The organism is Stenotrophomonas sp. SMYL11, from assembly GCF_036320005.1.
In the GTDB taxonomy this organism is placed as follows: domain Bacteria; phylum Pseudomonadota; class Gammaproteobacteria; order Xanthomonadales; family Xanthomonadaceae; genus Stenotrophomonas; species Stenotrophomonas maltophilia_A.
The window spans coordinates 156628-178867 of sequence record NZ_JAWIRS010000008.1; the positions used below are offsets into that span (position 1 = coordinate 156628).

Annotated in this window: 18 protein-coding genes; 7 read left to right on the plus strand and 11 right to left on the minus strand. The window is 65.8% G+C overall.

Annotated elements, in window-relative coordinates; genetic code table 11:
- Nucleotides 1-572 precede the first annotated feature (572 nt).
- From galU to cmk, 8 genes are all read right to left on the minus strand, one after another.
- On the minus strand, nucleotides 573-1451 hold the full coding sequence (gene galU, locus V3B46_RS13130; protein WP_197594203.1) for a UTP--glucose-1-phosphate uridylyltransferase GalU: 879 nt from the start codon (nucleotides 1449-1451) through the stop codon (nucleotides 573-575).
- The gene (locus V3B46_RS13135) at nucleotides 1448-3361 is read right to left on the minus strand and encodes a polysaccharide biosynthesis protein (protein ID WP_032130079.1); all 1914 of its coding nucleotides are present in this window, start codon (nucleotides 3359-3361) and stop codon (nucleotides 1448-1450) included. The genes galU and V3B46_RS13135 overlap by 4 nt, the downstream gene beginning before the upstream one ends.
- Nucleotides 3362-3364: 3 nt before the next feature.
- Complete coding sequence (locus tag V3B46_RS13140; RefSeq protein WP_329892100.1) at nucleotides 3365-4354, minus strand: MraY family glycosyltransferase; 990 nt, start codon at nucleotides 4352-4354, stop codon at nucleotides 3365-3367.
- Nucleotides 4355-4357: 3 nt separating this feature from the next.
- Nucleotides 4358-5536: a lipopolysaccharide assembly protein LapB gene (gene lapB, locus V3B46_RS13145; RefSeq protein ID WP_005416232.1), complete on the minus strand. Its 1179-nt coding sequence runs from the start codon at nucleotides 5534-5536 to the stop codon at nucleotides 4358-4360.
- Between the two features lie 6 nt (nucleotides 5537-5542).
- Nucleotides 5543-5827, minus strand: a complete 285-nt coding sequence (locus V3B46_RS13150; protein WP_154263270.1) for a LapA family protein — start codon at nucleotides 5825-5827, stop codon at nucleotides 5543-5545.
- Nucleotides 5828-5904: 77 nt separating this feature from the next.
- Nucleotides 5905-6210: an integration host factor subunit beta gene (locus V3B46_RS13155; RefSeq protein ID WP_005409286.1), complete on the minus strand. Its 306-nt coding sequence runs from the start codon at nucleotides 6208-6210 to the stop codon at nucleotides 5905-5907.
- An 87-nt stretch (nucleotides 6211-6297) separates the two neighbouring features.
- On the minus strand, nucleotides 6298-7983 hold the full coding sequence (rpsA, locus tag V3B46_RS13160) for a 30S ribosomal protein S1 (RefSeq protein ID WP_005416230.1): 1686 nt from the start codon (nucleotides 7981-7983) through the stop codon (nucleotides 6298-6300).
- A 198-nt stretch (nucleotides 7984-8181) separates the two neighbouring features.
- A complete protein-coding gene (gene cmk / locus V3B46_RS13165; RefSeq protein ID WP_032130077.1) occupies nucleotides 8182-8859 on the minus strand; it encodes a (d)CMP kinase in 678 nt (225 codons plus the stop codon).
- Between the two features lie 197 nt (nucleotides 8860-9056).
- Between cmk and ykgO the strand changes: the two genes are divergently transcribed.
- The 6 genes from ykgO to V3B46_RS13195 all read left to right on the plus strand — a co-directional run bounded on the left by ykgO (nucleotide 9057) and on the right by V3B46_RS13195 (nucleotide 13688).
- Nucleotides 9057-9182: a type B 50S ribosomal protein L36 gene (ykgO, locus tag V3B46_RS13170; RefSeq protein WP_005409283.1), complete on the plus strand. Its 126-nt coding sequence runs from the start codon at nucleotides 9057-9059 to the stop codon at nucleotides 9180-9182.
- 185 nt (nucleotides 9183-9367) lie between these two features.
- Complete coding sequence (locus V3B46_RS13175; RefSeq protein WP_226053522.1) at nucleotides 9368-9667, plus strand: hypothetical protein; 300 nt, start codon at nucleotides 9368-9370, stop codon at nucleotides 9665-9667.
- Between the two features lie 39 nt (nucleotides 9668-9706).
- On the plus strand, nucleotides 9707-10744 hold the full coding sequence (locus V3B46_RS13180) for an agmatine deiminase family protein (RefSeq protein ID WP_329892102.1): 1038 nt from the start codon (nucleotides 9707-9709) through the stop codon (nucleotides 10742-10744).
- A gap of 286 nt (nucleotides 10745-11030) precedes the next feature.
- Complete coding sequence (locus V3B46_RS13185; protein WP_005409280.1) at nucleotides 11031-11918, plus strand: carbon-nitrogen hydrolase; 888 nt, start codon at nucleotides 11031-11033, stop codon at nucleotides 11916-11918.
- A 14-nt stretch (nucleotides 11919-11932) separates the two neighbouring features.
- Entirely contained in the window at nucleotides 11933-12463 is a 531-nt protein-coding gene (locus V3B46_RS13190) for a GNAT family N-acetyltransferase (protein ID WP_005409279.1), read from the plus strand.
- Nucleotides 12464-12467: 4 nt separating this feature from the next.
- The gene (locus tag V3B46_RS13195) at nucleotides 12468-13688 is read left to right on the plus strand and encodes a TraB/GumN family protein (protein WP_154263268.1); all 1221 of its coding nucleotides are present in this window, start codon (nucleotides 12468-12470) and stop codon (nucleotides 13686-13688) included.
- A gap of 197 nt (nucleotides 13689-13885) precedes the next feature.
- Here the strand turns inward: V3B46_RS13195 and V3B46_RS13200 are convergent, their stop codons facing one another.
- The 3 genes from V3B46_RS13200 to V3B46_RS13210 are packed head-to-tail and all read right to left on the minus strand — an operon-like array spanning nucleotide 13886 to nucleotide 21638.
- Nucleotides 13886-16972, minus strand: coding sequence for an efflux RND transporter permease subunit (locus V3B46_RS13200; RefSeq protein WP_329892103.1), 3087 nt, complete (start codon nucleotides 16970-16972; stop codon nucleotides 13886-13888).
- Nucleotides 16969-20490, minus strand: coding sequence for an efflux RND transporter permease subunit (locus tag V3B46_RS13205; protein WP_164171548.1), 3522 nt, complete (start codon nucleotides 20488-20490; stop codon nucleotides 16969-16971). Before V3B46_RS13205 ends, V3B46_RS13200 begins: the two co-directional genes overlap by 4 nt.
- Nucleotides 20487-21638 (minus strand): efflux RND transporter periplasmic adaptor subunit, encoded by a 1152-nt coding sequence (locus V3B46_RS13210; protein ID WP_329892104.1) that lies wholly within the window; start codon nucleotides 21636-21638, stop codon nucleotides 20487-20489. The genes V3B46_RS13205 and V3B46_RS13210 overlap by 4 nt, the downstream gene beginning before the upstream one ends.
- A gap of 206 nt (nucleotides 21639-21844) precedes the next feature.
- Between V3B46_RS13210 and V3B46_RS13215 the strand changes: the two genes are divergently transcribed.
- Nucleotides 21845-22234 (plus strand): c-type cytochrome, encoded by a 390-nt coding sequence (locus tag V3B46_RS13215; RefSeq protein ID WP_005413034.1) that lies wholly within the window; start codon nucleotides 21845-21847, stop codon nucleotides 22232-22234.
- The last annotated feature ends 6 nt before the right edge of the window (nucleotides 22235-22240 follow it).

Sequence of the window (22240 nt, forward strand, 5' to 3'; positions counted from 1 at the left end):
CGGCTGATTGCTGGTTGGCTGTGGCGCCCGGGTGGGTGAGGCTGCCCGGGACACGCCGTGAACCCGTCCCTGGGGGCTTGGCAGCGGCATCCATGCCGCTGACAGTCCCGGTCAGCCTCACCCACCCGCGCCACCCATCATTCCGCGCGGCGGAGGGGTGAGCAAAGGCAAGGTCAAAGGCCAGGGCCAGAACGCTTAGCTGCGCAAAGAGATCCACTCAGATCCACACCAGTGCGTGGATGTTCTGGAAACAAAAAGGCAGCCTATGGCTGCCTTCTTGTTTTTGCTTTTGCTCTTGCCCTTGATTCCGCCCTTCCCGTCCGCGCCGCACGGAAACTGTCGAGAGGGGGCGGATGGCCCTCTCCAAAACCGTTGGCGCCATGGGCCCAAGGCATGCCTTGGGCGGGTTGGGCAGGACGCCCAACCCCGGTCTTGCCGTGTGCGCAGGACAGCGCACACGAGCAAGGCGCCATCGAGCACCATGGAAGGGCTTTGGCGTGTTTTGGAGAGGGCCATCCGCCCCCTCCCCCACGTATCAATCAAGGCGCAGCACGGAGCGCTTGATAAAACCCTTATTCCGCCAACATCGCCGCCAGCTTCTCCCGCGCCGGGCCAGCCAGCTTCGGGTTGTCCAGCGCGAAGCGGATCGTCGCCTCCACCAGCCCCAGGTGCGTGCCGCAGTCGAAGCGGGTGCCCTCGAAGCGGTAGGCATCGACCTCTTCGGTCTTCAGCAGCTGCGCGATCGCATCCGTCAGCTGGATCTCGCCACCGGCACCACTGCCGGTCTGCTCCAGCAGCTCGAAGATCTTCGGGCTCAGCACGTAGCGGCCCACCACGGCCAGGTCGCTCGGCGCGTCCTCCGGCTTCGGCTTCTCCACGATCTGCGAGATACGGCCCTTGCGGCCATCGAACGCGTCGGTGGCCACGATGCCGTAGCTGGCGGTCTTGTCATGCGGCACGTCTTCCACCGCGATCACGCTGGCGCCACTGGCTTCGTTGAGGTCGGCCATCTGCTTCAGCGCGCCATCGCCGCGGTTCCAGATCAGGTCGTCCGGCAGCAGCACCGCGAACGGCTCGTCACCGATCACGGCCTTGGCGCAAAGCACCGCATGGCCCAGGCCCAGTGCTTCGGCCTGGGTCACGAAGATCGCGCGCACGCCATTGGGCAGCACATGGCGGATCATCTCCAGCTGCTCCTGCTTGCCGGCGCGCTCGAGCTTCTGCTCCAGTTCGTAGGCCTTGTCGAAGTAGTCGGCCACCGCATGCTTGTAGCGGTTGGTGATGAACACCAGCGTGTCGCAGCCTGCTTCGATCGCTTCATCGACCGCGTACTGGATCAGCGGACGATCAATGATCGGCAACATTTCCTTCGGAACCGTCTTGGTTGCCGGCAAAAAGCGCGTCCCGAGCCCTGCCACTGGAAAAACTGCCTTGCGAATTCGCTTGCTCATTGGTGCCTGTTGGCCTCACGTGCCGGAAAGGGCACGACTTTAGCGGATGAAATGTAAGCATCCTGTTCGATCGGCGAGAACTCCGGCATCGTCGCGAACAGGATCTCCTGGATGCTGGTCGTGTCGTAACCAGCCACGGCATCGCGCAGGCGCGGGACATTGCCCAGCACCAGGTCACGCGAGAACGTACGTACACCGGCCTCGAGAATCTTCGGGTGCGCGGTGGAACGGTAGTCCTCGTCCGAATAGAACAGCGTCTCGTGCAGCTTCTCGCCCGGACGCAGCCCGGTGTAGATGATCGGAATGTCCTTGTACGGCTGCTTGCCGGCCAGGCGGATCATCTGCTCGGCCAGCACGCGGATCGGCACCGGCTCGCCCATGTCGAGCGTATAGATCGCACCATGCGATGCCGAAGCGGCCGCCTGCAGGATCAGCTGGCAGGCCTCCGGGATGGTCATGAAGTAGCGACTGACTTCCGGGTCGGTGACGGTCACCGGACCGCCACGCAGGATCTGTTCGCGGAACAGCGGCACCACGCTGCCGGCCGAAGCCAGCACGTTGCCAAAGCGCACCGTAACGAAACGGGTATGCGTGGACTTCTGGTCCAGGCTCTGGCAGATCATCTCCGCATAGCGCTTGCTGGCGCCCAGTGCATTGACCGGGTCGACCGCCTTGTCGGTGGAGATGAACACGAAATGTTCAACGCGCGCTTCCAGGCAGGCGCGGGCCACGTTCTCGGTGGCCAGGATGTTGTTGCGCACCGCTTCGCGCAGCTGCCGCTCCAGCACCGGAACGTGCTTGTAGGCAGCCGCATGGAAGGCGGTGTCGACCGGATGCAGCGACAGGGCGTGGCGGATCACCGCCGGGTCACCGCAGTCACCCAGCACCGCCTCGATCTCGACATCGGGGAAGCTGCGCCGCAGCTCGCCTTCGATGGTCAGCAGCAGCAGTTCGCTGATCTCGAGCAGGATGATGCGGCCGGCACCATGCCGTGCGCACTGGCGGCAGAGCTCGGAGCCGATCGAACCGCCGGCACCGGTGACCATCACCGTACGCCCGCCCAGCCAGCCACGGATCAGGTTCCAGTCCGGCATGATCGGCTTGCGGCCCAGCAGATCCTCGATCGCCACTTCCTTCAGCTGCCCCGGCAGCGACTGGCCCTGCAGGATGTCGCTGAGCTTGGGCACGGTACGGAACGGCACACCGGTGCTTTCGCAGATGGCGACGATCCGCTGCATGCCCGCCGCGTCCAGCGACGGAATGGCGATCACCAGCAGCTTGGCCGCCGTCTCCCGGACCACTGTCGGCGCATCGTCCAGGGTGCCGAGGATCGGCAGGCCCTGCAGCTTGGCGCCGCGCAGGTGTGGCGCGTCGTCCAGCAGGCCGACCGGCTCGAAATTACCGGAACGGCGCAGGTCACGGACCAGGGTCTCGGCGGCCTGGCCGGCACCCAGGATCAGCACGCGGCGCGCGGACGAGTCCGACTGCAGTGCCTGATAGTCCTTCCAGGCCCGGTACAGCAGGCGCGGCGCGCCCAGCAGCGCCGACAGCGCGAACGGATAGATCACCAGCACCGACATCGGCACGCCGTCGAAGCGCTTCCACATCAGCACCAGCACGATGGCGACCATGCCGATGAAGCTGGCCTTGAAGATGTTCAGCAGGTCGCTGACGCTGGCGAACCGCCACAGGCCCCGATAGAGGCCCACGCGCCAGAACACCATGCCCTGCAGCAGCAGCACCAGCGTGGTGTCGACGTTCCAGAGAGGGAGCTCGGGGGCGTTGGCCAGGATCGAATACCGCCCCGCGTGGAGCAGCTGCCAGCATGCCCAGACCATGAACAGGTCGTGGCAGACGATGGCCGAACGCGGCATCAGGCCGAGGATTCTGTCCCGCCAGGGTGAAGCCATAAGTCAGGTATTTCCTTTTGGGTGGCGCAATCCATTGCGCAGGAGGAGCCAGAGGACGCTCAGCGCAATGAACCACGCGATCGCCACGGCAGCCTCCCACCTCGGCTGCAAATTGGAGCAGACATTAAGCACTGTAATACTGAACAGGCCCAAAGCAAAGTACATCCCTGTCACCTGGGCGTGACTGGCTCCTGCCTGCACCGCGCGCTGGTAGACATGCTGGGTATGGGGTTCCATCCAGCGTTGCCCGGAAATGATGCGCGCCAGCAGTGTGAAGCCCGCGTCCACAAGGAACGGCGATGCCGACACCAGCAGCAGGATCCAGTGGATGTCGGTCTTGACGCTGGCCAGTGCCAGCACTGCCGCCACCGCGTAGCCCAGCGCGCCACTTCCGACATCGCCCATGAAGATCCGGGCCCGCGGAAAGTTGAACGGCAGGAAGCCCAGGCAGGCCAGGCCCAACGCGACCGCCGCCAGCGAGTACGGCCAGGGCAGCAGCGGTGCCAGCCCCAGCGCGACCACGATGGCCTGGCTGGCCGCGATGCCGTTGATCCCATCCATGAAATTCCAGATGTTGATCAGCGAGGCGGTGAACAGCAGGACCAGTACGGCCAGTAGCCAGCTGCCTCCGTGGACCTTGACCAGCGCGGCCAGCAGCGCGGCGGCGATGAAGTGCACCATCAGGCGGCGCATGGCCGGCAGCGGCCGGTGGTCGTCCCACCAGCCGATACCCGCCACCAGCGCCAGGCCAAGGCTGGCGACCAGCAGGCCCGGACGCGCTTCGGGCCAGGCCCACATGGCAACACCGGCGGTCACCAGCAGGCTGATGACAATGGCGATGCCGCCGCCGCGGGGGGTCGCCACGCTGTGACTGCGGCGCTCGCCCGGCTGGTCAAACAGTTGCCGGCGCAGCGCGTAGCCCCGCGCTGCCCAGGTCAGTGCCGCACTCAGCAGGGCCAGGCCCAGCAGCGCGCCCATCACGAGCCACGGCATGGATCAGAGCACCGCGTAGTTCAGCAGCGGCTTGACCGTACCCCACTCCTTGCAGCTCGGGCACTGCCAGTGGTGGGTGCGCGCACCGAAACCACAACGGGTGCAGCGATAGGCCGGATTGCGCACCAGCAACTGGTCGGTGATGTGCTTGAGGTCGTGCAGGGTCGCCGTGGAATCGGCGCCTTCAGCCAGAGTCAGGTCGATCAGCGCGGACTCGCCACGCACCGACGGGCGATCCTTGAGCTGGCGGCCCAGGTAGGCACGGGCCGGGGCCACGCCCTCCTGCTCTTCCATCAGTCGGGTCAGCGCCAGCACCGGGGCGATACCACGGTAATGCTCGGTCATCTCCGACAGGAAGGCGCGCGCGCCGGCCAGATCGCCCACCTTGCGGTAGTTCTGCATCAGCGCCGGCAGCAGCTCCGGCAGGTACTCCGGATCGTTGCGCGCAGCGCGCTCGAAGGCGCGCACGGCCGCTTCCGGATTGCCGGCATCGGTTTCCAGGCGTCCTTCGATGATGCCGGCACGCACCGACATCGCATCGGCCTGGTAGGCCCGGGCAATCGCTGCCCTCGCCTCTTCCAGCTTGCCGGCACCGCGGAAGCGTTCGGCCAGTTCGCACTCGAACTGCCCGATCAGCTTGCCCATCGGCTCGCCGGTGACGTCCTCGAAACGGGTCGCGTTGTCGATCGCCTTTTCCCAGTCGCGCTCGGCCTGGTAGATACCGATCAGGTGCTTGAGTGCCTGCGGCGCACGCTGGTCCAGCTGGGCCAGTTCGGTGAACACAGTCTCGGCGCGGTCCAGCAGGCCGGACTTCATGTAGTCCTCGCCCAGCGCCAGCAGCGCCTGCACGCGTTGCGCATCGCTGAGGTCGTGGCGGTTGACCAGGCCCTGGTGCAGGCGGATGGCGCGGTCGACTTCGCCGCGGCGGCGGAACAGGTGGCCCAGCGCGACCTGGGTCTCGAAGGTTTCCTTGTCCAGCTCGGCGATGTGCAGGAACAGTTCGATGGCCTTGTCCGGCTGCTCGTTGAGCAGGTAGTTCAGGCCGCGGAAGTAGGTGCTGGACAGGCGGCTGACCTGGCTGTCACCGTGGCGTTGACCACCACGCCGTCCGATCACCCACCCGGCCAGTGCGGCCAGCGGAACGAACAGGAAGAACCAGAACCACTCGGTGACGAAATCCATCTTCGATCAGCGTCCATCAAAAGATTGGGGGGAAGCAACCGGTGCCGACGTGGCGACAGCGGACTTGTTGGCGCGGCGCAACTGGCTGTAGAGCGGAATGACCACGCTCACCAGCACCAGGCCGGCACCGACGATGACACCCACCAGCAGCGCGGCGATCAGGGCCACGCCCACCGAGGTATGCAGTTGGGTAAACAGCAGGTTGATCGACATCGCGGTCATGTTGACCGCACCGATGATCAATCCAAGGATCAGAACCGCCAGCAGGACCAGCAGACGAAAAACCTTCATGCGACAGCTCCAGTGGCAGGAGTCCGTAGCTTATCCGACTCGCGGCTGGATTCGCACGCGGTGGCGCGACGGGATACTCAGGCCGGATCGGCGTCCAGCGGCAGCACACTGCTGACCCGCTCGCGCAGTTCCTTGCCCGGCTTGAAATGAGGGACGTGCTTGCCCGGCAGGGCAACCGATTCGCCGGTCTTCGGGTTGCGACCCAGGCGCGGCGGACGATAGTGCAGCGAGAAGCTGCCAAAACCACGGATTTCGATGCGATCCCCGGCGGACAGCGATCCGCCCATCATTTCCAGCAACGACTTCACCGCCAGATCGACATCATCGGCCTTCAGGTGCGCCTGGCGGCGCGCAAGGATTTCGATCAGTTCGGATTTGGTCATTACCGGCTCACATCAGGGGTATCTCAGCCTGAAACGGCCCGGGCAATGCCCGGGCCGTCCAGGAAACAACGAACAGCGTAAGGCCGATTACTCGGACTTGTTGCCGTTCAGCTGTGCACGCAGCAGCGCGCCCAGCTGGGTGGTGCCGCTGGAAGCCGAAGAGGACTGGTATTCCTCCAGCACTTCGCGCATTTCAGCGTCGTCCTTGGCCTTGATCGACAGCTGCAGGGTACGGCCCTTGCGGTCCATGCCCACGAACTTGGCTTCGACCTTGTCGCCGACCTTCAGGTGCTGGGTGGCGTCGTCAACGCGCTCGTTGGCGATGTCGCGCGCCGAGACGTAACCTTCGATGCCGTCAGCCAGCTCGATGATCGCGCCCTTGGCGTCAACTTCCTTCACCACGCCTTCGACCTTGGAGCCCTTCGGATTGGCAGCCATGTACTGGCCGAACGGATCCTGCTCCAGCTGCTTAACGCCCAGGGAGATGCGCTCGCGCTCCGGATCGACAGCCAGGACGACGGCGTCCAGGGTATCGCCCTTCTTGAAGTTGCGAACGACGTCTTCGCCGGTGGTGTTCCAGCTGATGTCGGACAGGTGGACCAGGCCGTCGATGCCGCCGTCCAGGCCGATGAAGATGCCGAAGTCGGTGATCGACTTGATCTGGCCCGACACCTTGTCACCCTTCTTGTGGGTGGCAGCGAAGGTTTCCCACGGATTGGCGGCAACCTGCTTCATGCCCAGCGAGATACGGCGACGCTCTTCATCGACGTCCAGCACCATCACTTCGACTTCATCACCAACCTGGACAACCTTGGACGGGTTGACGTTCTTGTTGGTCCAATCCATCTCGGAGACGTGCACCAGGCCTTCGACGCCCGGCTCGATCTCAACGAACGCACCGTAATCGGTGACGTTGGAGACCTTGCCGAAGACGCGGCTGTTGGCCGGGTAACGACGGCCGATGTTGTCCCACGGATCCTCGCCCAGCTGCTTCAGGCCCAGCGAAACGCGGTTGCGCTCGCGGTCGAACTTCAGCACGCGGACGTCCAGCTCGTCGCCGACGTTCACGACTTCCGACGGATGACGCACGCGCTTCCACGCCATGTCGGTGATGTGCAGCAGGCCGTCGATACCGCCCAGGTCCACGAACGCGCCGTAATCGGTCAGGTTCTTGACGACACCCTTCAGGATCGCGCCTTCCTGCAGCTTGTCCATCAGCTGCTCGCGCTCTTCCGAGTGCTCGCTTTCGACGACAGCGCGGCGCGAGACCACGACGTTGTTACGCTTGCGGTCCAGCTTGATGAGCTTGAACTCGAGTTCCTTGCCTTCCAGGTAGGCCGGATCGCGCACCGGGCGCACATCGACCAGGGAACCCGGCAGGAAGGCGCGGACATCCTTGATGTCCACGGTGAAACCACCCTTGACCTTGCCGCTGATGCGGCCGGTGATGGTTTCGTTCTTTTCCAACGCTTCTTCCAGCTCGTCCCACACCATCGCGCGCTTGGCCTTCTCGCGCGACAGGACGGTTTCGCCGAAGCCGTTCTCGATCGAGTCGAGGGCGACCTTGACGATGTCGCCTTCGGCGACGTCGATTTCGCCAGCGTCGTTACGGAACTGTTCGATCGGCACGATGCCTTCGGACTTCAGGCCAGCGTTGATCACCACGACGTCGCCGCGGACTTCAACAACGGTACCGCTGACGATGGCGCCCGGCTTCAGCTTGGCCAGATTGGCCTGGCTGGCTTCAAACAGTTCGGCAAATGATTCGGTCATTAGATTTACTCTGTTGGACACATGGGTCGGTGGCGTCCCCTTCAGGGGAATGGCGACCGCCCGCCTGTTGGTCGACCCCGGAAACGCAGGTCGTGTGTAGTAGGAAAACCGCCACGCATCATTGCGCGACGGAGCTGGTACAGCACTGCTATGCGCGACCACCACCGATGCTGCTGGCAGTGCTCCCGCGCGAACGGATCAGGCAGCCGGAACCGGAAGCAGATCCATCACTCTGGCAACGACATCTGCGATGCCGATGCCTGTGGTGTCGATGAGGACAGCATCGTCTGCCGGCTTCAGGGGCGCCACGGTACGCTGAGCATCACGGGCGTCGCGGGCCATGATCTCGCGCAGGAGGTCATCAAAGTTAACAGAAACCCCCTTGTCTTTCAACTGCTTATGCCGGCGCTCGGCGCGCTCCTCGGCACTGGCGGTCAGGAAGACCTTGTAGGAGGCGTCCGGGAAGATCACCGTGCCCATGTCGCGGCCGTCGGCGACCAGGCCGGGCAGCTCCCTGAATGCGCGCTGGCGCTCCTTCAGGGCAGCCCGGACCTCGGGAATGGCGGCGATGGCCGAGGCCAGCGCGCCGGTGGTCTCCAGGCGCAACTCGTCGGTGGCATCGGTCCCGTTCACCATGACCCGCATGGCTTCACCCTGCTCGACAAACTGTACGTGGGTATCAAAGGTGCAGCGGACCAGCGCCGAGGCGTCGGAGGTATCGATGTCGGCCCAGCTCGCGGCCACGCCCACTGCCCGGTACAGCGCGCCCGAATCCAGGTAATGCCAGCCCATCCGGCGCGCGATGATGCGGCTGATGGTACCCTTGCCAGCCCCTGAAGGGCCGTCGATGGTCAGGACGGGAGCGAGTGGATTCATGGGGTTCCCAGAGCGTGTGAAGGGGTCATTCTAGCCCCTGTCAGACGCCCCCAATGGGATCTTTTGTGCAACCACTTGAAACCACGAGGAAAAGCCCGGTAGAATGGCGGGCTTGAACGAGCGTCAACTGCCGATTGTCTTTCGCATATCGCGGCCACGCTCCACCCGAACAACTACTGTTTACGCCGAGGTATGCCATGAAAGTCCTGTCCTCCCTGAAGTCGGCGAAGGCCCGTCACCGTGACTGCAAGGTCGTGCGTCGTCGTGGCAAGATCTTCGTCATCTGCAAGTCGAACCCGCGTTTCAAGGCGCGTCAGCGCTAAGCCCAACAGCCTTCGCGGCTGCGGCTGGCCCTACGCGGGGCCGACCCGATGCAAAAAGCCGCCTTCGGGCGGTTTTTTGTTTATGCGGCTTTTTCCTGCCGTTTTTGCTGTAATCGCCTTTCTTGACCACTGGGGAGTAGATCGAGATGAAGCGTTACCTGTCCGCCCTGTCCGCCCTGGCCGTGATGGCCACGCTGGCCGCCGCCACGCCGGCGATGGCCGATACCCTGCTTGTCGACCGTGCCCGCGAGAAGCCGGCCGGCGCCCTGCCCGTGCGCGGCCAGAGCATGCAGCAGGTGCAGGCGCAGTTCGGCGCGCCGAGCGAGCAGCTGCAGCCGCGTGGCGGGCAGAAGCGGCAATGGCCGACCATCAACCGCTGGGTGTACCCGCAGTTCACCGTCTACTTCGAGAAGCAGAAGGTGATCGACGTGGTGGCCAACCAGGCGGACCCGAACGAAATCGGCCCGAAACCGCCGATCCGTTGATCCCTTTACCCGCCGTGGGCGGGCCTGTGTAGCGAGACCATGAACCAGACCCTTCGTTTTCCTGCCGAGTGGGAAGCCCAGAGCGGCGTCCTGATTGCCTGGCCCACCGCCGACACCGACTGGGCCGACCGCCTGGGCCAGGTGGAAGAGACCTACATCGCCCTGGTCGCGGCCATCACCCGCTTCCAGCCGGTGCTGGTCTGCGTGGCCGACGATGACGTGGAGACCTATGCCGAGATGCGGCTGCGCTCCAACCGCATCGACATGGACAAGGTCCACTTCACCACGGCGGCCTACGACGATACCTGGTTGCGCGACTCCGGCCCGATCACCCTGCGGCGTGCCGACGGCGGCTTCCAGCTGCTGGATTTCCGCTTCACCGGCTGGGGCGGCAAGTTCGACGCCACCCTGGATGACCAGCTGGTAGGCGTGCTCGACCAGGCCGGTGTGTTCAACGACGCGCCGGTGCGCAGCATTCCGTTCGCGCTGGAAGGCGGCGGTATCGAGACCGACGGCGAAGGCACCCTGCTGACCACCTGGAAGTGCCTGCACGAGCGCCACCCGGACCGCGACCGCGCCAGCCTGAGCGCGGACCTGGCCGACTGGCTGCAGCAGGACCGCGTGCTATGGCTGGACCACGGCTACCTGGAAGGCGACGATACCGACGCCCACATCGATACCCTCGCCCGCTTCGCCTCGGCTGACAGCATCGTCTACCAGGCCTGCGACGACGAGAGCGACTCGCACTACGCCGAACTGCAGGCGATGGGCAATGAGCTGGCCGCGCTGCGTACCAAGGACGGCCAGCCGTATCGCCTGTTCCCGCTGCCGTGGGCACAGCCGGTGATCGACGAAGGTCGCCGCCTGGCTGCGTCGTACGCCAACTACCTGATCGTCAACGGCGCGGTGCTGATGCCGGCCTATGGCGATCCGGCCGACGACCTGGCCCGCGACGTGCTGGCCCAGGCGCACCCGGGCCGCGAGATCGTGCAGGTGCCCTGCCGCTCGCTGATCTGGCAGAACGGCAGCCTGCACTGCATCACCATGCAGCTGCCGGAAGGGCTGTTGAAGGCCTGAGGGCCTGGCGCCGGGCTCCGCCCGGCACCGCCTTGAATGCAACATCGCCGGGCCCCGCGCCCGGCCCAGGCTTGGTAGAGTCGAGCTTGCTCGACTGGCTTTTGACGCAGCCCGCACGAAGAGCCAGTCGAGCGAGCTCGACTCTACGGCTTCGGCGCCTTTGGTAGCGTCGAGCTTGCTCGACGGCCGCTCGCAAGGCGGACGGATCGGGCCCATTCAGTGCGCGACACGCCGTCGCCGCCCATCCGCGCTAACATGCAGGTTTTCCCCCGCAGGAACGCCCCGCATGAACTCGCGCAGCCCCCTTACCGTCGCCCTGATCCAGGAGCGCAACCACGGTGATGCCGCCGCCAACCTGGCGGTGATCGAAGCACGCGTGGCCGAGGCGGCTGCCCAGGGTGCCAAGCTGGTGCTGCTGCAGGAACTGCACAACGGCCCGTATTTCTGCCAGCACGAATCGGTGGACGAGTTCGACCTGGCCGAGCCGATTCCGGGCCCGAGCACCGAGCGCCTGGGCGCGCTGGCGAAGAAGCATGGCGTGGTGCTGGTCGGCTCGCTGTTCGAGCGCCGTGCTGCCGGCCTGTACCACAACACCGCCGTGGTGTTCGAGAAGGACGGTACGCTGCTGGGCAAGTACCGCAAGATGCATATCCCGGACGATCCGGGCTTCTATGAGAAGTTCTACTTCACCCCGGGCGACATCGGTTTCAAGCCGATCGATACCTCGGTGGGCCGCCTTGGCGTGCTGGTGTGCTGGGACCAGTGGTACCCGGAAGCGGCGCGCCTGATGGCGCTGGCCGGCGCCGAGCTGCTGCTGTACCCGACCGCGATCGGCTGGGACCCGGACGACGTGCAGGACGAAAAGACCCGCCAGCGCGACGCCTGGGTGCTGAGCCACCGCGGCCACGCCGTGGCCAACGGCCTGCCGGTGCTGAGCTGCAACCGCGTCGGCCACGAGGCCTCGCCGCTGGGCGCCTCCGGCATCCAGTTCTGGGGCAACAGCCACGTGCTGGGCCCGCAGGGCGAATTCCTGGCCGAAGCCGGCACCGACGCCACCGTGCTGCTGTGCGATGTCGACCTGCAGCGCAGCGAGCACGTGCGCCGCATCTGGCCGTTCCTGCGCGACCGCCGCATCGATGCCTACGGCGACCTGCTCAAGCGCTACATCGACTGAGCCGGAGCCCTCGCATGGCCGTCCTCATCCGTGATGCCGGCCCGGCCGACATCGCCGCGATCACCGCGATCTACGCGGTGGAAGTGACCGACTTCGTCAACACTTACGAGTACGACATCCCGGACGCGTCCGAGATGCTGCGCCGCATGCGCGACATCATCGACCGCGGCTTCCCCTACCTGGTCGCCGAGATCGACGGCCAGGTGGCCGGCTATGCCTACGCCAACACCTACCGCACCCGCGTTGCCTACCAGTGGACCGTGGAAAACTCGGTCTACGTCGATGCCGCGTTCCAGGGCAAGGGCGTTGGCACCGGCCTGCTGCAGGCGTTGATCGACGCCTGCGTGGCGCGTGGCTACCGGCAGATGGTGGCGGTGATCGGCGAACCGACCAATACCGCTTCAATCAAGCTGCACGAACGCTTCGGCTTCGAGCTGGTGGGCGTGTTCCGTGGCCTCGGCCGCAAGCACGGCCGCTGGCTGGATACCGTGCAGATGCAGCGCGCGCTCGGCGATGGCGCCGACACCGCACCTTCCAATGAATGAACCCATGACCGAAACCCTTCCCGAGACCGGCGACGACCTGTTCGCCGGCCAGCCGGTACGCGTCGTCGAACGCGACGGCGTGCGCTACACCCTGCTTGGCACTGCCCACGTCTCCCGCGCCAGCGTCGAGGCGGTTGAAAAAGCCATCGACAGCGGCCGCTTCGATGCCGTTGCCGTTGAATTGGACCCGCAGCGCCTGCAGGCGCTGAGCGATCCGGACACGCTGGCCAAGCTCGATCTGGTCGAGGTGATCCGCAAGGGCCGCGTGGCCCTGTTCGCGGCCAACCTGGCCCTGTCCGCGTACCAGCGCCGCCTGGCCGAACAGCTGGACATCGAGCCGGGTGCCGAACTGAAGCGCGCGGTGGAACTGGCGCGCGAGCGCAACCTGCCGGTACACCTGATCGACCGTGAAGTCGGCCTGACCTTCCGCCGTGCCTCGCAGCGGCTGGGCTTCTTCGGCAAGCTGAAGCTGGTTGCCGGGCTTGGCGCCGGCCTGTTCTCGTCCGAGGAAGTGGGCGAGAACGAGATCGAGAAGCTCAAGCAGGGCGACATGCTGGAGTCGAGCTTCGGCGAGTTCGCCAGCGAGAGCCCGGCGCTTTACGAGACCATCATCGGCGAGCGCGACCGCTACATGGCCACCCGCCTGCGCGAGGAACACGACCCGCAGCAGCGTGAAGTGCTGGCGGTGGTGGGTGCCGGCCACCTGGCTGGTCTGGCACGCTATCTGGAAACCGACACCGAAGCACCGGCACCGCTGCGCACCGAGCTGGAAGCGGTGCCGAAGAAGCGCAACATTCCGTGGTTCACGCTGGGCATCCTGGCCATCGTGGCGACCGGCATCGGCGTAGGCTTCTACCGCGGCGGTCTGGGCGTGGGCACCGAACTGCTGGCCACCTGGGCGATGTACACCGGCGGCCTGGCGGGCCTGGGCTGCCTGCTGGCCGGCGGCCATCCGCTGAGCATCCTCACCGCGATCGCAGTGGCCCCGTTCAAGCCGTTCCGCCTGAGCATCCCGACCGGCGCATTCTCGGCGCTGGTGGAAGCGCGCCTGCGCAAGCCGGCATATGAGGACTTCCTCAAGCTGCGCGACGATGCGCAGAGCCTGAAGGGCTGGTACCGCAACCGCGTCACCCGCGTGGTGCTGACCTTCATGCTGACCAACCTCGGCAGCATGCTCGGCCTGTGGCTGACCACGTTCAAGGTCTGGGGCAAGGTGGCGGGCTGATGGTCCCGCCGGGCATGGCCCGGCGCTACCGGCCGCACGGCGTCTGCGCGCGCGACCGGTAGGTGCCAACCTTGGTTGGCACGCTTTACGCCGACCGCAAAGATCGGCCGAGCATGCTCTGCGCAGAACATCAAAAAAAAGGGGGAGGCCGCCCCACTACGACCGGCCTCCCCCACACCACAACACTTTGTCGCGCATTACAGCCGGGCAGCGCCCGGCTCTACCATATCCAGACCGCGGGCGCGGCGGATCAACCGCGTGGCCGCACTGCGCAGGTCATCCAGCACTGCATAGATCGTCGGCAGGAACAGCAGGCTGACCACGGTCGAGAACGCCAGGCCGCCGGCAATCGCGCGCGCCATCGGCGCGTACTCCGGGCCATTGCCGAACATCTGCGTGTTGGTCAGCGAGATCGGCACCATCGCCAGGATCGCCGTGCCCATGGTCATCATGATTGGCCGCAATCGCTCGCGTGAGCCCTCCACCAGCGCCTGGGTGCGTCCCATGCCGCTGCGCCGCAGGTTGTTGATGTGCTCGATCATCACGATGCCGTTGTTCACCACCACGCCCATCAGCACCAGGATGCCGATGAAGGACATGATCCCGAACGAGGTACCGGTGATCCAGAACAGCCAGAACACGCCGAAGATCGAGAACAGCACGCCACTCATGATCGCCGCCGGGAACAGCAGCGACTCGAACACCGCCGCCATCACCACGTAGATCATCACCAGCGCGATCAGCAGGTTGAACACCATCTGCTGCATCGCTTCGTCGTCGTTGCCATAGTCACCGCCATCGAAGGTGAAGCCATAGCCGGCCGGGAAGTTCATCGGCTTGAGCACCGACTCCATCGCCTTGCGGCCATCCGGCGCGGTGACCTTCTCGGCCAGGTTGGCCTTGATGGTCAGCGTGGTCTGGCGGTTGGTGCGACCGATCTGGGTGGCTGACGAACCGACATCGACGGTGACCAGGCTCAGCAGGGGCACGCTGCGGCCATCGCCGGTACGCACGCTGAAGCCGGCCAGGTCTTCCGGGCTGCTCTGCTCGGCGCCAGCGAAGCGCACCCATACCGGCACCTCGTTTTCGCCGCGGCGGAACTCGCGCATCGGTGCACCGCGCAGCGCCAGGCCGACGAAGCTGGCCACCTGCTCGGCGTTGAAGCCGAACGCCGCCGCACGCTCGCGGTCGACACGCACCTTCAGTTCGCCACCCTTCTCGCCGTTGTCGATGCGCACATCGCGCAGCTCGGCGCGCTGGGCCAGCAGCGGCACCACTTCCTGGCCGATCTCCTGCAGCATCGAACTGGAGTCGCCCACCAGCTGCACCTGCACGCCCTGGTTGCCGCCACCGCCGCCATCACCGCCCTGGTTGCCGACGAAGTAGTCGGTGCGGGCCGACTTCGGCAGGCCCTTGCGCAGCTCTTCCTGCAGCGCCTTGATGTCCTTGGCGTACTTTTCGTCCAGGGTGACCACGGTGGAGCTGCCTTCCTGCTCGCTGTACCAGGAGTACACCTGCTTCACGTGCAGGCGCTCGCGGTTGGCGTCGATCCAGTTCTCCACACGCGCCACTTCCTCGGACATCTGCCGGTAGGTGTAGGCGCCCTTCCACATGTAGCCGATGAAGATGTCCTTGCCGCCGTCACCACCGAACATGTCGACCTTGGTCAGCTTCATCGGCACCAGGCTGACCAGCACCACCAGCACGATGCCGAGCAGGCTCCAGCCGCGATGGTGCAGCGACCAGTCCAGCAGTGTCGCGTAGCGCCGTTGGAGGCGCGCGATCACGCCGGTCTGCGAGTGCACCAGCTTCGGCGTGGCCATGCGCGCGGACAGCATCGGGATCAGGCTGACCGCAACCAGCCACGAGGCCAGCAGCGAGACCGAGATGGTGATCGCGATCTGCGCCATGAAGATGCTGATGTTGTTGGTCTCGCCGAACAGGTTCGGCACGAACACGATGCAGTGGCACAGCGTGCCCGCGCTGAGCGCAATGGCCACGTTGCGGGTGCCGATGATGGAGGCCAGGCGCGGCTGCCCCGGCATGCGCTCACGTTCCTGGTAGATGCTCTCCACCACCACCACGGCGTTGTCGACCAGCATGCCCACGGCCAGCAGCAGGCCCATCATGGTCAGGATGTTCAGCGTCACCCCGACGAAGTACATGAAGCCCAGGGTGATGGTGAAGCAGATCGGAATGGCCAGGGTCACCATCAGCGTGGACGGCCAATGGCGCAGGAAGAAGAACAGCACCGTGATCGACAGGATCAGGCCGACCGCACCGGCCTCGGCCAGTTCCAGCAGCGAGGAGGTCACCGCCTTGCCTTGGTTGTCGATCACCTTGATCTGCACGTCGCGCATCGACGCTTCGGCACGGATCGATTCAACCTCGGCCAGTGCGGCGCGCGACACCTCCACCAGATTGGCACTGCGCTCCTTGAAGATATCCAGGCCAACGGCCGGGTTGCCATCGAGACGGCGCCCGTAGTTCATCCGCGCCGGCTTCAGGCGCACATCGGCGATGTCCCCCAGGCGCAGCCCCTTGGCATTGATCACCAGATCGCGCATTTCCTGCAGGTCGGTGATCTCACCCACTGGCTGCACGCGCACGCGCTGGCCGTTGTCGTCGATCTGCCCGGCCGAGATCGAGAAATTCAGCGTGCGCAGGCGGTCGCTCAGTTCATTGATGCTCAGGCCATGTGCGTTGAGGCGGTTCGGATCGATGGCGATCTCCACCTCGTTCGGCGGCGCACCGGTGATGTCGACACGGGCCACGCCGGGAATACGCTCGATGCGTCGCTTGAACTCGCGGTCGAGCATGTCGTACGCGGTGGTCAGGTCGGTTGTGCTGGCCAGGCGCACCTTCAACACCGGCTGGTCGCTACTGGACCACTTGAACACGTTGTAGCGCTGCAGATCGTCGGGCAGGTCGCTGCGGATCGCATCGATGCGCTCGCGCGCATCGGAAGCGGCAATCGCAATGTCACGATCCCAGTCACTGAACTCGATGTAGACCAGCGCCGCCTCGGAGGTGGCCGACGAGCGCATGCGCTTGATGCCGGTCATCGTCGCCAGCGATTCCTCGACCGGACGGATGATGGTCCGTTCCACTTCCTCCGGGGTCGAGCCGGTGTACGGAATCTGCACGAACAGGAACGGCGCGGAGATGTCCGGCAGCGCTTCCAGCGGCAGCCGGAACGAGGCGATCAGGCCGATCACCACCAGCGACACGAAACACATGATGGTGGTGACCGGGCGGCGGATGGAGAACTCAGCCACACTCATGCCGGTTCCTCCGTACCCGCCGCACTGCCCGCTGCACCCGGCTCGATCTCACCGGCATGCTTGCGGCCACGTTCGCGGTAATACGCATCGCCGCGACGGTCCATCAGGTCGTACACCACCGGGATCACCAGCAGGGTGAGCAGGGTCGACACCAGCAGGCCGCCGATCACGGTGATCGCCATCGGCGCGCGCACTTCAGCGCCCTCGCCCATCGCCACCGCCAGCGGCAGGAAGCCGAACAGCGTGCACAGCGTGGTCATGATGATCGGCCGCAGGCGCGAGCGCGCCCCTTCCACCAGTGCCTCGTGCTTGGCCACACCGGCCTCGCGCAGCTGGTTGACCTTGTCGATCAGGATGATCGCGTTCTTGGTCACCAGGCCGACCAGCAGGATCAGGCCGATGAACACCACCACCGAGATGGGCTTGCCGGTCAGCATCAGCGCCAGGATCGCACCGACCAGCGCCAGCGGGATGGTGAACAGGATCACGAACGGGTGCAGCAGCGATTCGAACTGCGAGGCCATCACCAGGTAGACCAGGAAGATCGCCAGGCCAAAGGCGAAGATCAACGACTTCGCCGCCTGCGCCAGCTCCTCACCCTGGCCACCGATGTGCAGGCCGACGCCTGCGCCCAGCGGCTGCTCGGCAACCATCTGCTGCACTTCGCGCATGGCCGCGCCGAGGTCGATGTCGCGCAGGTTGGCCGACACCACCGCAACCCGGGTCTGGTCGGCGCGGTGGATTTCGCTGGGGCCAGTGGTGGCGACCACTTCGGCCACCGCGTCCAGCGTGACCGGACGGGTGCTGCCCGGGTTGACGATCAGCCTGCGGATGCTCTCCACGCTGGCGCGGTCGCCTTCCTGTGCACGCACCAGCACGTCGATCTTGCGGTCACGGAAGCTGTAACGGGTAGCGACATCGCCACGCACCTTCTTCACCACCACGTCGGCGATCTGGCGCGTGGTCAGGCCCAGTGCACCGGCGCGTTCCTGGTCGAAGCGGATCTGGATTTCCGGGAAGCCCTCTTCCACTGTCGACTTCACGTCGGCGTAGTGCGCGTTGCCGCGCAGCAGCGCCGCCAGGCGCTGGCCGGCCACTTCCAGGGTTGCCATGTCCTGTCCGCGCAGCTCGATTTCCAGCGGCGTGGAGAAGCTGAACAACGCCGGCCGCGCGAAATCGACCTGCGCACCCGGGTGCTGGCCCATGGTGTCACGCAGGCGCTCGGTGATCTCGGCCTCGGTGCGTGCATTGCCACCGCCTTCCATCACCACGGTCAGCTTGCCGATGTTCTCGCCGCTCTCGGTCGGGCTGGCATCCAGGCGGGTGCCACTGCCACTGACACCGTACAGCGAGGCCACGCCTTCGCCCTTGCCGTGTGCCAGCTGCAGTTCGCGCACCAGCGCATCGGTCTGCTTCAGCGGCGTGCCGGCCGGCAGCTTCACCGTCATCTCGAAACGGTCCTGCGCCAGCTGCGGGATCAGGTCGGCACCGAGCATCGGCACCAGCGCCATGGTCGCCACGAAGATGATCGAGGCCACGCCCAGCACCTTGCCCGGATGCGCCAGTGCGCTCGGCAGCAGGCGCAGGTAGCCACGCTCGGCACCGGCGTAGGGCTTCATCGCCAGATCGCTGGCCTTGCGCATCACCGGGCCCACCACCGCCACCACGCCGCGCCACAGCCGCACCACCAGCCAAGCCAGCGCGTAGAAGCTCCAGCGCGCAGTCGCCACGGCACCACGACGGCCCAGCGCCACCGGCTTCTGCCAGCGGTTCTGCGGCTGCCACGGTTCGTTCGGCGCTTCTTCCGGGAACGCCAGCGGCGGCCGTCCCTTCAGCGAGCTCAGCATCGGGATCAGGGTCATCGACACCAGCAGCGAGATCGCGATGGCGATCGCCACGGTCAACGCCTGGTCGCGGAACAGCTGGCCGGCGATGCCATCGACGAACACCAGCGGCAGGAACACCGCGATGGTGGTCAGGGTCGAGGCGACCACCGCCATGCTCACTTCGCGGGTACCGGCGATGGCCGCCTGCAGGATGCCCAGGCCACGCTCGCGGGCCTTGGCGATGCTCTCCAGCACCACGATCGAGTCATCCACCACCAGGCCGGTGGCCAGTGCCAGGCCGCCCAGAGACATCACGTTCAAGCTCAGGCCGAGCTGGCCCATGAAGAAGAACGTGGCGATGATCGAGACCGGCAGCGACAGGCTGATCACGAACGTGCTCCAGCCATCACGCAGGAACAGGAAGATGATCAGGATCGCCAGCAGGCCGCCGATCACTGCATCCTTCTTGACGTCGGCGATGGCGTGCTCGATGAAGCGCGACTGGTCCTCGATGGTGGTCATTTCGACATCGGACGGGAACGTGCCCTTGATCTGCTCCAGGCGCTTGCGCAGCGCTTCGGCGGTGGACACGGTGTTGGCGTCACCCTCCTTGTAGATCGCCAGCTCCACCGATTCCTTGCCGCCCAGGCGGATCACCGCTTCGCGCTCCTTGTACCCCTGGCGCACGGTGGCCACGTCCTTCAGGCGCACCGGCACACCGTTGGCGACCACGCTGGAGCCACCGCCGGATGATGCGCTCTGCGCCGCCGACGCCGCCGCGATGGCTGCCGCCGAACCGGTCGATGCGGCGATGTTGAACATCTGCTGCAACGCCGAATCAGCGGCACTGCCGTTCGACGCCTGGGTGGTGACCAGCAGGTTGCGGATCTCCTCCAGGTCGGCGAACTGGTTTACGGTGCGCACCAGGAAGCGCTGCGAACCCTCCTCCAGGCGGCCGCCGGAGATGTTGATGTTCTCGTCCTTCAGGCGCTTGATGACGGTGTCGATCGGCAGGTTCAACTGGGCCAGCTTCTGCTGGTCGATGTCGACCTGGATCTCGTCCTCGAGGCCGCCACCGACCTTGACCGCCGCCACGCCGGTGACCGGCTCCAGCTTCTTCTTCAGGTCTTCATCGGCATAGCGGCGCAGGCCGGTCAGCTCGCGGACCGCATCGGCATCGCTGGTCGGCGCCACCTTGTTCGACAGCACCAGGCGCATGATCGGCTCGGTGGACGGATTGAAGCGCAGCAGCACCGGGGCCTTGGCCTCCAGCGGCAGGTTCAGCGCTTCCATCTTGTCGCGCACTTCCAGGCTGGCCTGGTCCATGTTGGTGCCCCAGGCGAACTCCAGCACCACATCGCTCTGGCCCGTGCGCGAGACCGACTTCAGCTTGCGCAGGTTCTTGACCACGCCGACCGCCTCTTCGACCGGCTGGGTGATCAGGGTTTCGATTTCGGTCGGCGCCGAACCGGTGTACTCGGTGCGCACGGTCAGCGTCGGGTAGCTCAGGTCGGGCAGCAGGTTGACCTTGAGGTTGCCCAGCGCGATCAGGCCGAACAGCAGCAGCGTGACCGTGCACATGGCGATGGTCACGCGACGGCGGGTGGCGAATTCCACCAGGCCGCCGCGCATGCTGGCGGCGGCGCCGTCGCTCGCCGGCGAGGCACCGTGGTCGTGGCCCGCGGCGGTCATTGCTTGCTCCCGGCCTTGTCTGCCGGCTTGGCCGACGCTGCGACCGTCTTCGTCTTTGCCTTCGGATCGGCAATCACCTGCACTGCGGTGCCGTCGCGCAGGGCGACCTTGCCGGCGGTGACCACCTGATCACCGGCCGCCAAGCCATCACGGATCTCCACCCACGGGCCCTCGGCGTAACCCAGCTTGACCGGAACGCGTGCGACCTTGCCTTCGCGCACCCGGAACACCGCCGGCTCACCATCGTCGAGCAGCGCCAGGCGCGGCACCACCAGCGCATCGGCACGCTGGTCGTAATCGATGCGGATGCGACCGAACATGCCGGGCTGCAACGCGTGCGCGGCGCCATCGAAGGCACTGACCACGCGAAACGTGCCACTGCCCGAATCCACCACCGGTGCGATGCGGTCGACGGTGCCGGTGAAGCTCTGTCCCGGCAGCGCATCAGCCGACAGGGTCACCGGCTGGCCCGCCCGCAGCGTGGCCAGCTCGCGTTCGGGCACGTTGAGCGTGGCCTCTAGGCGCGAGTTGTCGACGATGCGGAAGATCGGCGTGTTGATCTGCACGAAATTGCCGGTCTTGATCGAACGCGAGGCGATCACCCCGGAGATCGGTGCGACCACCGTGGTGTAGGACAGCTCCAGCGTCGCCAGGCGGTACTGTGCGCGCATGTTCTCCAGGTCGTAACGCAGCTGGTCGACATCGGCGGCGCTGACCATCTGCTGGCCCACCAGCTTCTGCGCACGCTGGTAGTTGTTCTCCAGCTTGCGCATCTGCGCTTCGCTCTGCGCCACAGCCAGCCGGGCGCGGTCCGGGTCCAGACGTACCAGCGGTTGGCCGGCAGTGACCCGCTGGCCTTCTTCGACCAGCACCGCCAACGCCACGCCGGAGGTCTTGGCGACCACCTGCGACTCGGCGCGCGGCTCCAGCGCAGCGGTGCCGGTGTAGCTGGCGGCGACGGCACGGTGGCTGGCCACGGCCACTTCGACCGGGACCGCGTCGACCTTCTTCTCCTCCTTGGTCTCGGCGGCCTTGGCTTCGGAATTGGGCCCTGCGGCGCAACCGCCCAGCAGCAGGGAGGTGGAGATCAGCAGTGCGGCAGCGCAGATTCCGCTGCGACGGCCGGACAGGAAGGTTGGGTGCGACATCGTCAGGTCCCTGGAGGATGCGTGGACAGGTGTGGTAGCAAAGTAATGCACCACTTCACGGCAACACCATATCCCAAAGGTCATGGTGCCTTCACGCCACTGGTCGGCCCGCCCCCCATTTCAGCTAGATGAAACCTGGGGCTATACTCGGGTCGTTCCGTACCCCACGCCGGAACGACCAGACCCGAATCCCCGGAAACGACACCATGCGCCCGCAGCCGCTCGCCGCTTGTCTCGCTCTGGCCGTCCTCCTGCCCCTTGGGGCCGCCGCACAGCCCGCTCCTGCTCCTGCCACACCTGCCCCGGCCCCGGCTCCCGCCGCTGCCCCGGCGCCTGCCGCCCCCACCGGCAACTTCGACAATGGCCGTGTCCTGGCCTATACCTGCCAGGGGTGCCATGGCATCACCGGCTACAAGAACGCCTACCCGAGTTACCGGGTGCCGAAGATCGGCGGCCAGACCCAGCAGTACCTGGCCCAGGCCCTGACCGAGTACCGCCAGGGCAAGCGCAGGCATCCGACGATGCAGGCGCAGTCGATGAGTTTCAGCGAACAGGAGATCGCCGATCTCTCTGTTTACCTGTCCACCGTCAAGTAAGGCCCG

Excerpts from the sequence above, each read along its gene's own strand:
- rpsA (WP_005416230.1), bottom strand. The coding sequence starts at position 7,983 with ATGACCGAATCATTTGCCGAACTGTTTGAAGCCAGCCAGGCCAATCTG.
- V3B46_RS13155 (WP_005409286.1), bottom strand. The coding sequence starts at position 6,210 with ATGACCAAATCCGAACTGATCGAAATCCTTGCGCGCCGCCAGGCGCAC.
- V3B46_RS13150 (WP_154263270.1), bottom strand. The coding sequence starts at position 5,827 with ATGAAGGTTTTTCGTCTGCTGGTCCTGCTGGCGGTTCTGATCCTTGGA.
- V3B46_RS13140 (WP_329892100.1), bottom strand. The coding sequence starts at position 4,354 with ATGCCGTGGCTCGTGATGGGCGCGCTGCTGGGCCTGGCCCTGCTGAGT.
- V3B46_RS13205 (WP_164171548.1), bottom strand. The coding sequence starts at position 20,490 with ATGACCGCCGCGGGCCACGACCACGGTGCCTCGCCGGCGAGCGACGGC.
- V3B46_RS13195 (WP_154263268.1), top strand. The coding sequence starts at position 12,468 with ATGACCGAAACCCTTCCCGAGACCGGCGACGACCTGTTCGCCGGCCAG.
- V3B46_RS13210 (WP_329892104.1), bottom strand. The coding sequence starts at position 21,638 with ATGTCGCACCCAACCTTCCTGTCCGGCCGTCGCAGCGGAATCTGCGCT.
- V3B46_RS13200 (WP_329892103.1), bottom strand. The coding sequence starts at position 16,972 with ATGAGTGTGGCTGAGTTCTCCATCCGCCGCCCGGTCACCACCATCATG.
- V3B46_RS13175 (WP_226053522.1), top strand. The coding sequence starts at position 9,368 with ATGGCCACGCTGGCCGCCGCCACGCCGGCGATGGCCGATACCCTGCTT.
- V3B46_RS13190 (WP_005409279.1), top strand. The coding sequence starts at position 11,933 with ATGGCCGTCCTCATCCGTGATGCCGGCCCGGCCGACATCGCCGCGATC.
- V3B46_RS13135 (WP_032130079.1), bottom strand. The coding sequence starts at position 3,361 with ATGGCTTCACCCTGGCGGGACAGAATCCTCGGCCTGATGCCGCGTTCG.
- ykgO (WP_005409283.1), top strand. The coding sequence starts at position 9,057 with ATGAAAGTCCTGTCCTCCCTGAAGTCGGCGAAGGCCCGTCACCGTGAC.
- lapB (WP_005416232.1), bottom strand. The coding sequence starts at position 5,536 with ATGGATTTCGTCACCGAGTGGTTCTGGTTCTTCCTGTTCGTTCCGCTG.
- V3B46_RS13180 (WP_329892102.1), top strand. The coding sequence starts at position 9,707 with ATGAACCAGACCCTTCGTTTTCCTGCCGAGTGGGAAGCCCAGAGCGGC.
- cmk (WP_032130077.1), bottom strand. The coding sequence starts at position 8,859 with ATGAATCCACTCGCTCCCGTCCTGACCATCGACGGCCCTTCAGGGGCT.
- galU (WP_197594203.1), bottom strand. The coding sequence starts at position 1,451 with ATGAGCAAGCGAATTCGCAAGGCAGTTTTTCCAGTGGCAGGGCTCGGG.
- V3B46_RS13185 (WP_005409280.1), top strand. The coding sequence starts at position 11,031 with ATGAACTCGCGCAGCCCCCTTACCGTCGCCCTGATCCAGGAGCGCAAC.
- V3B46_RS13215 (WP_005413034.1), top strand. The coding sequence starts at position 21,845 with ATGCGCCCGCAGCCGCTCGCCGCTTGTCTCGCTCTGGCCGTCCTCCTG.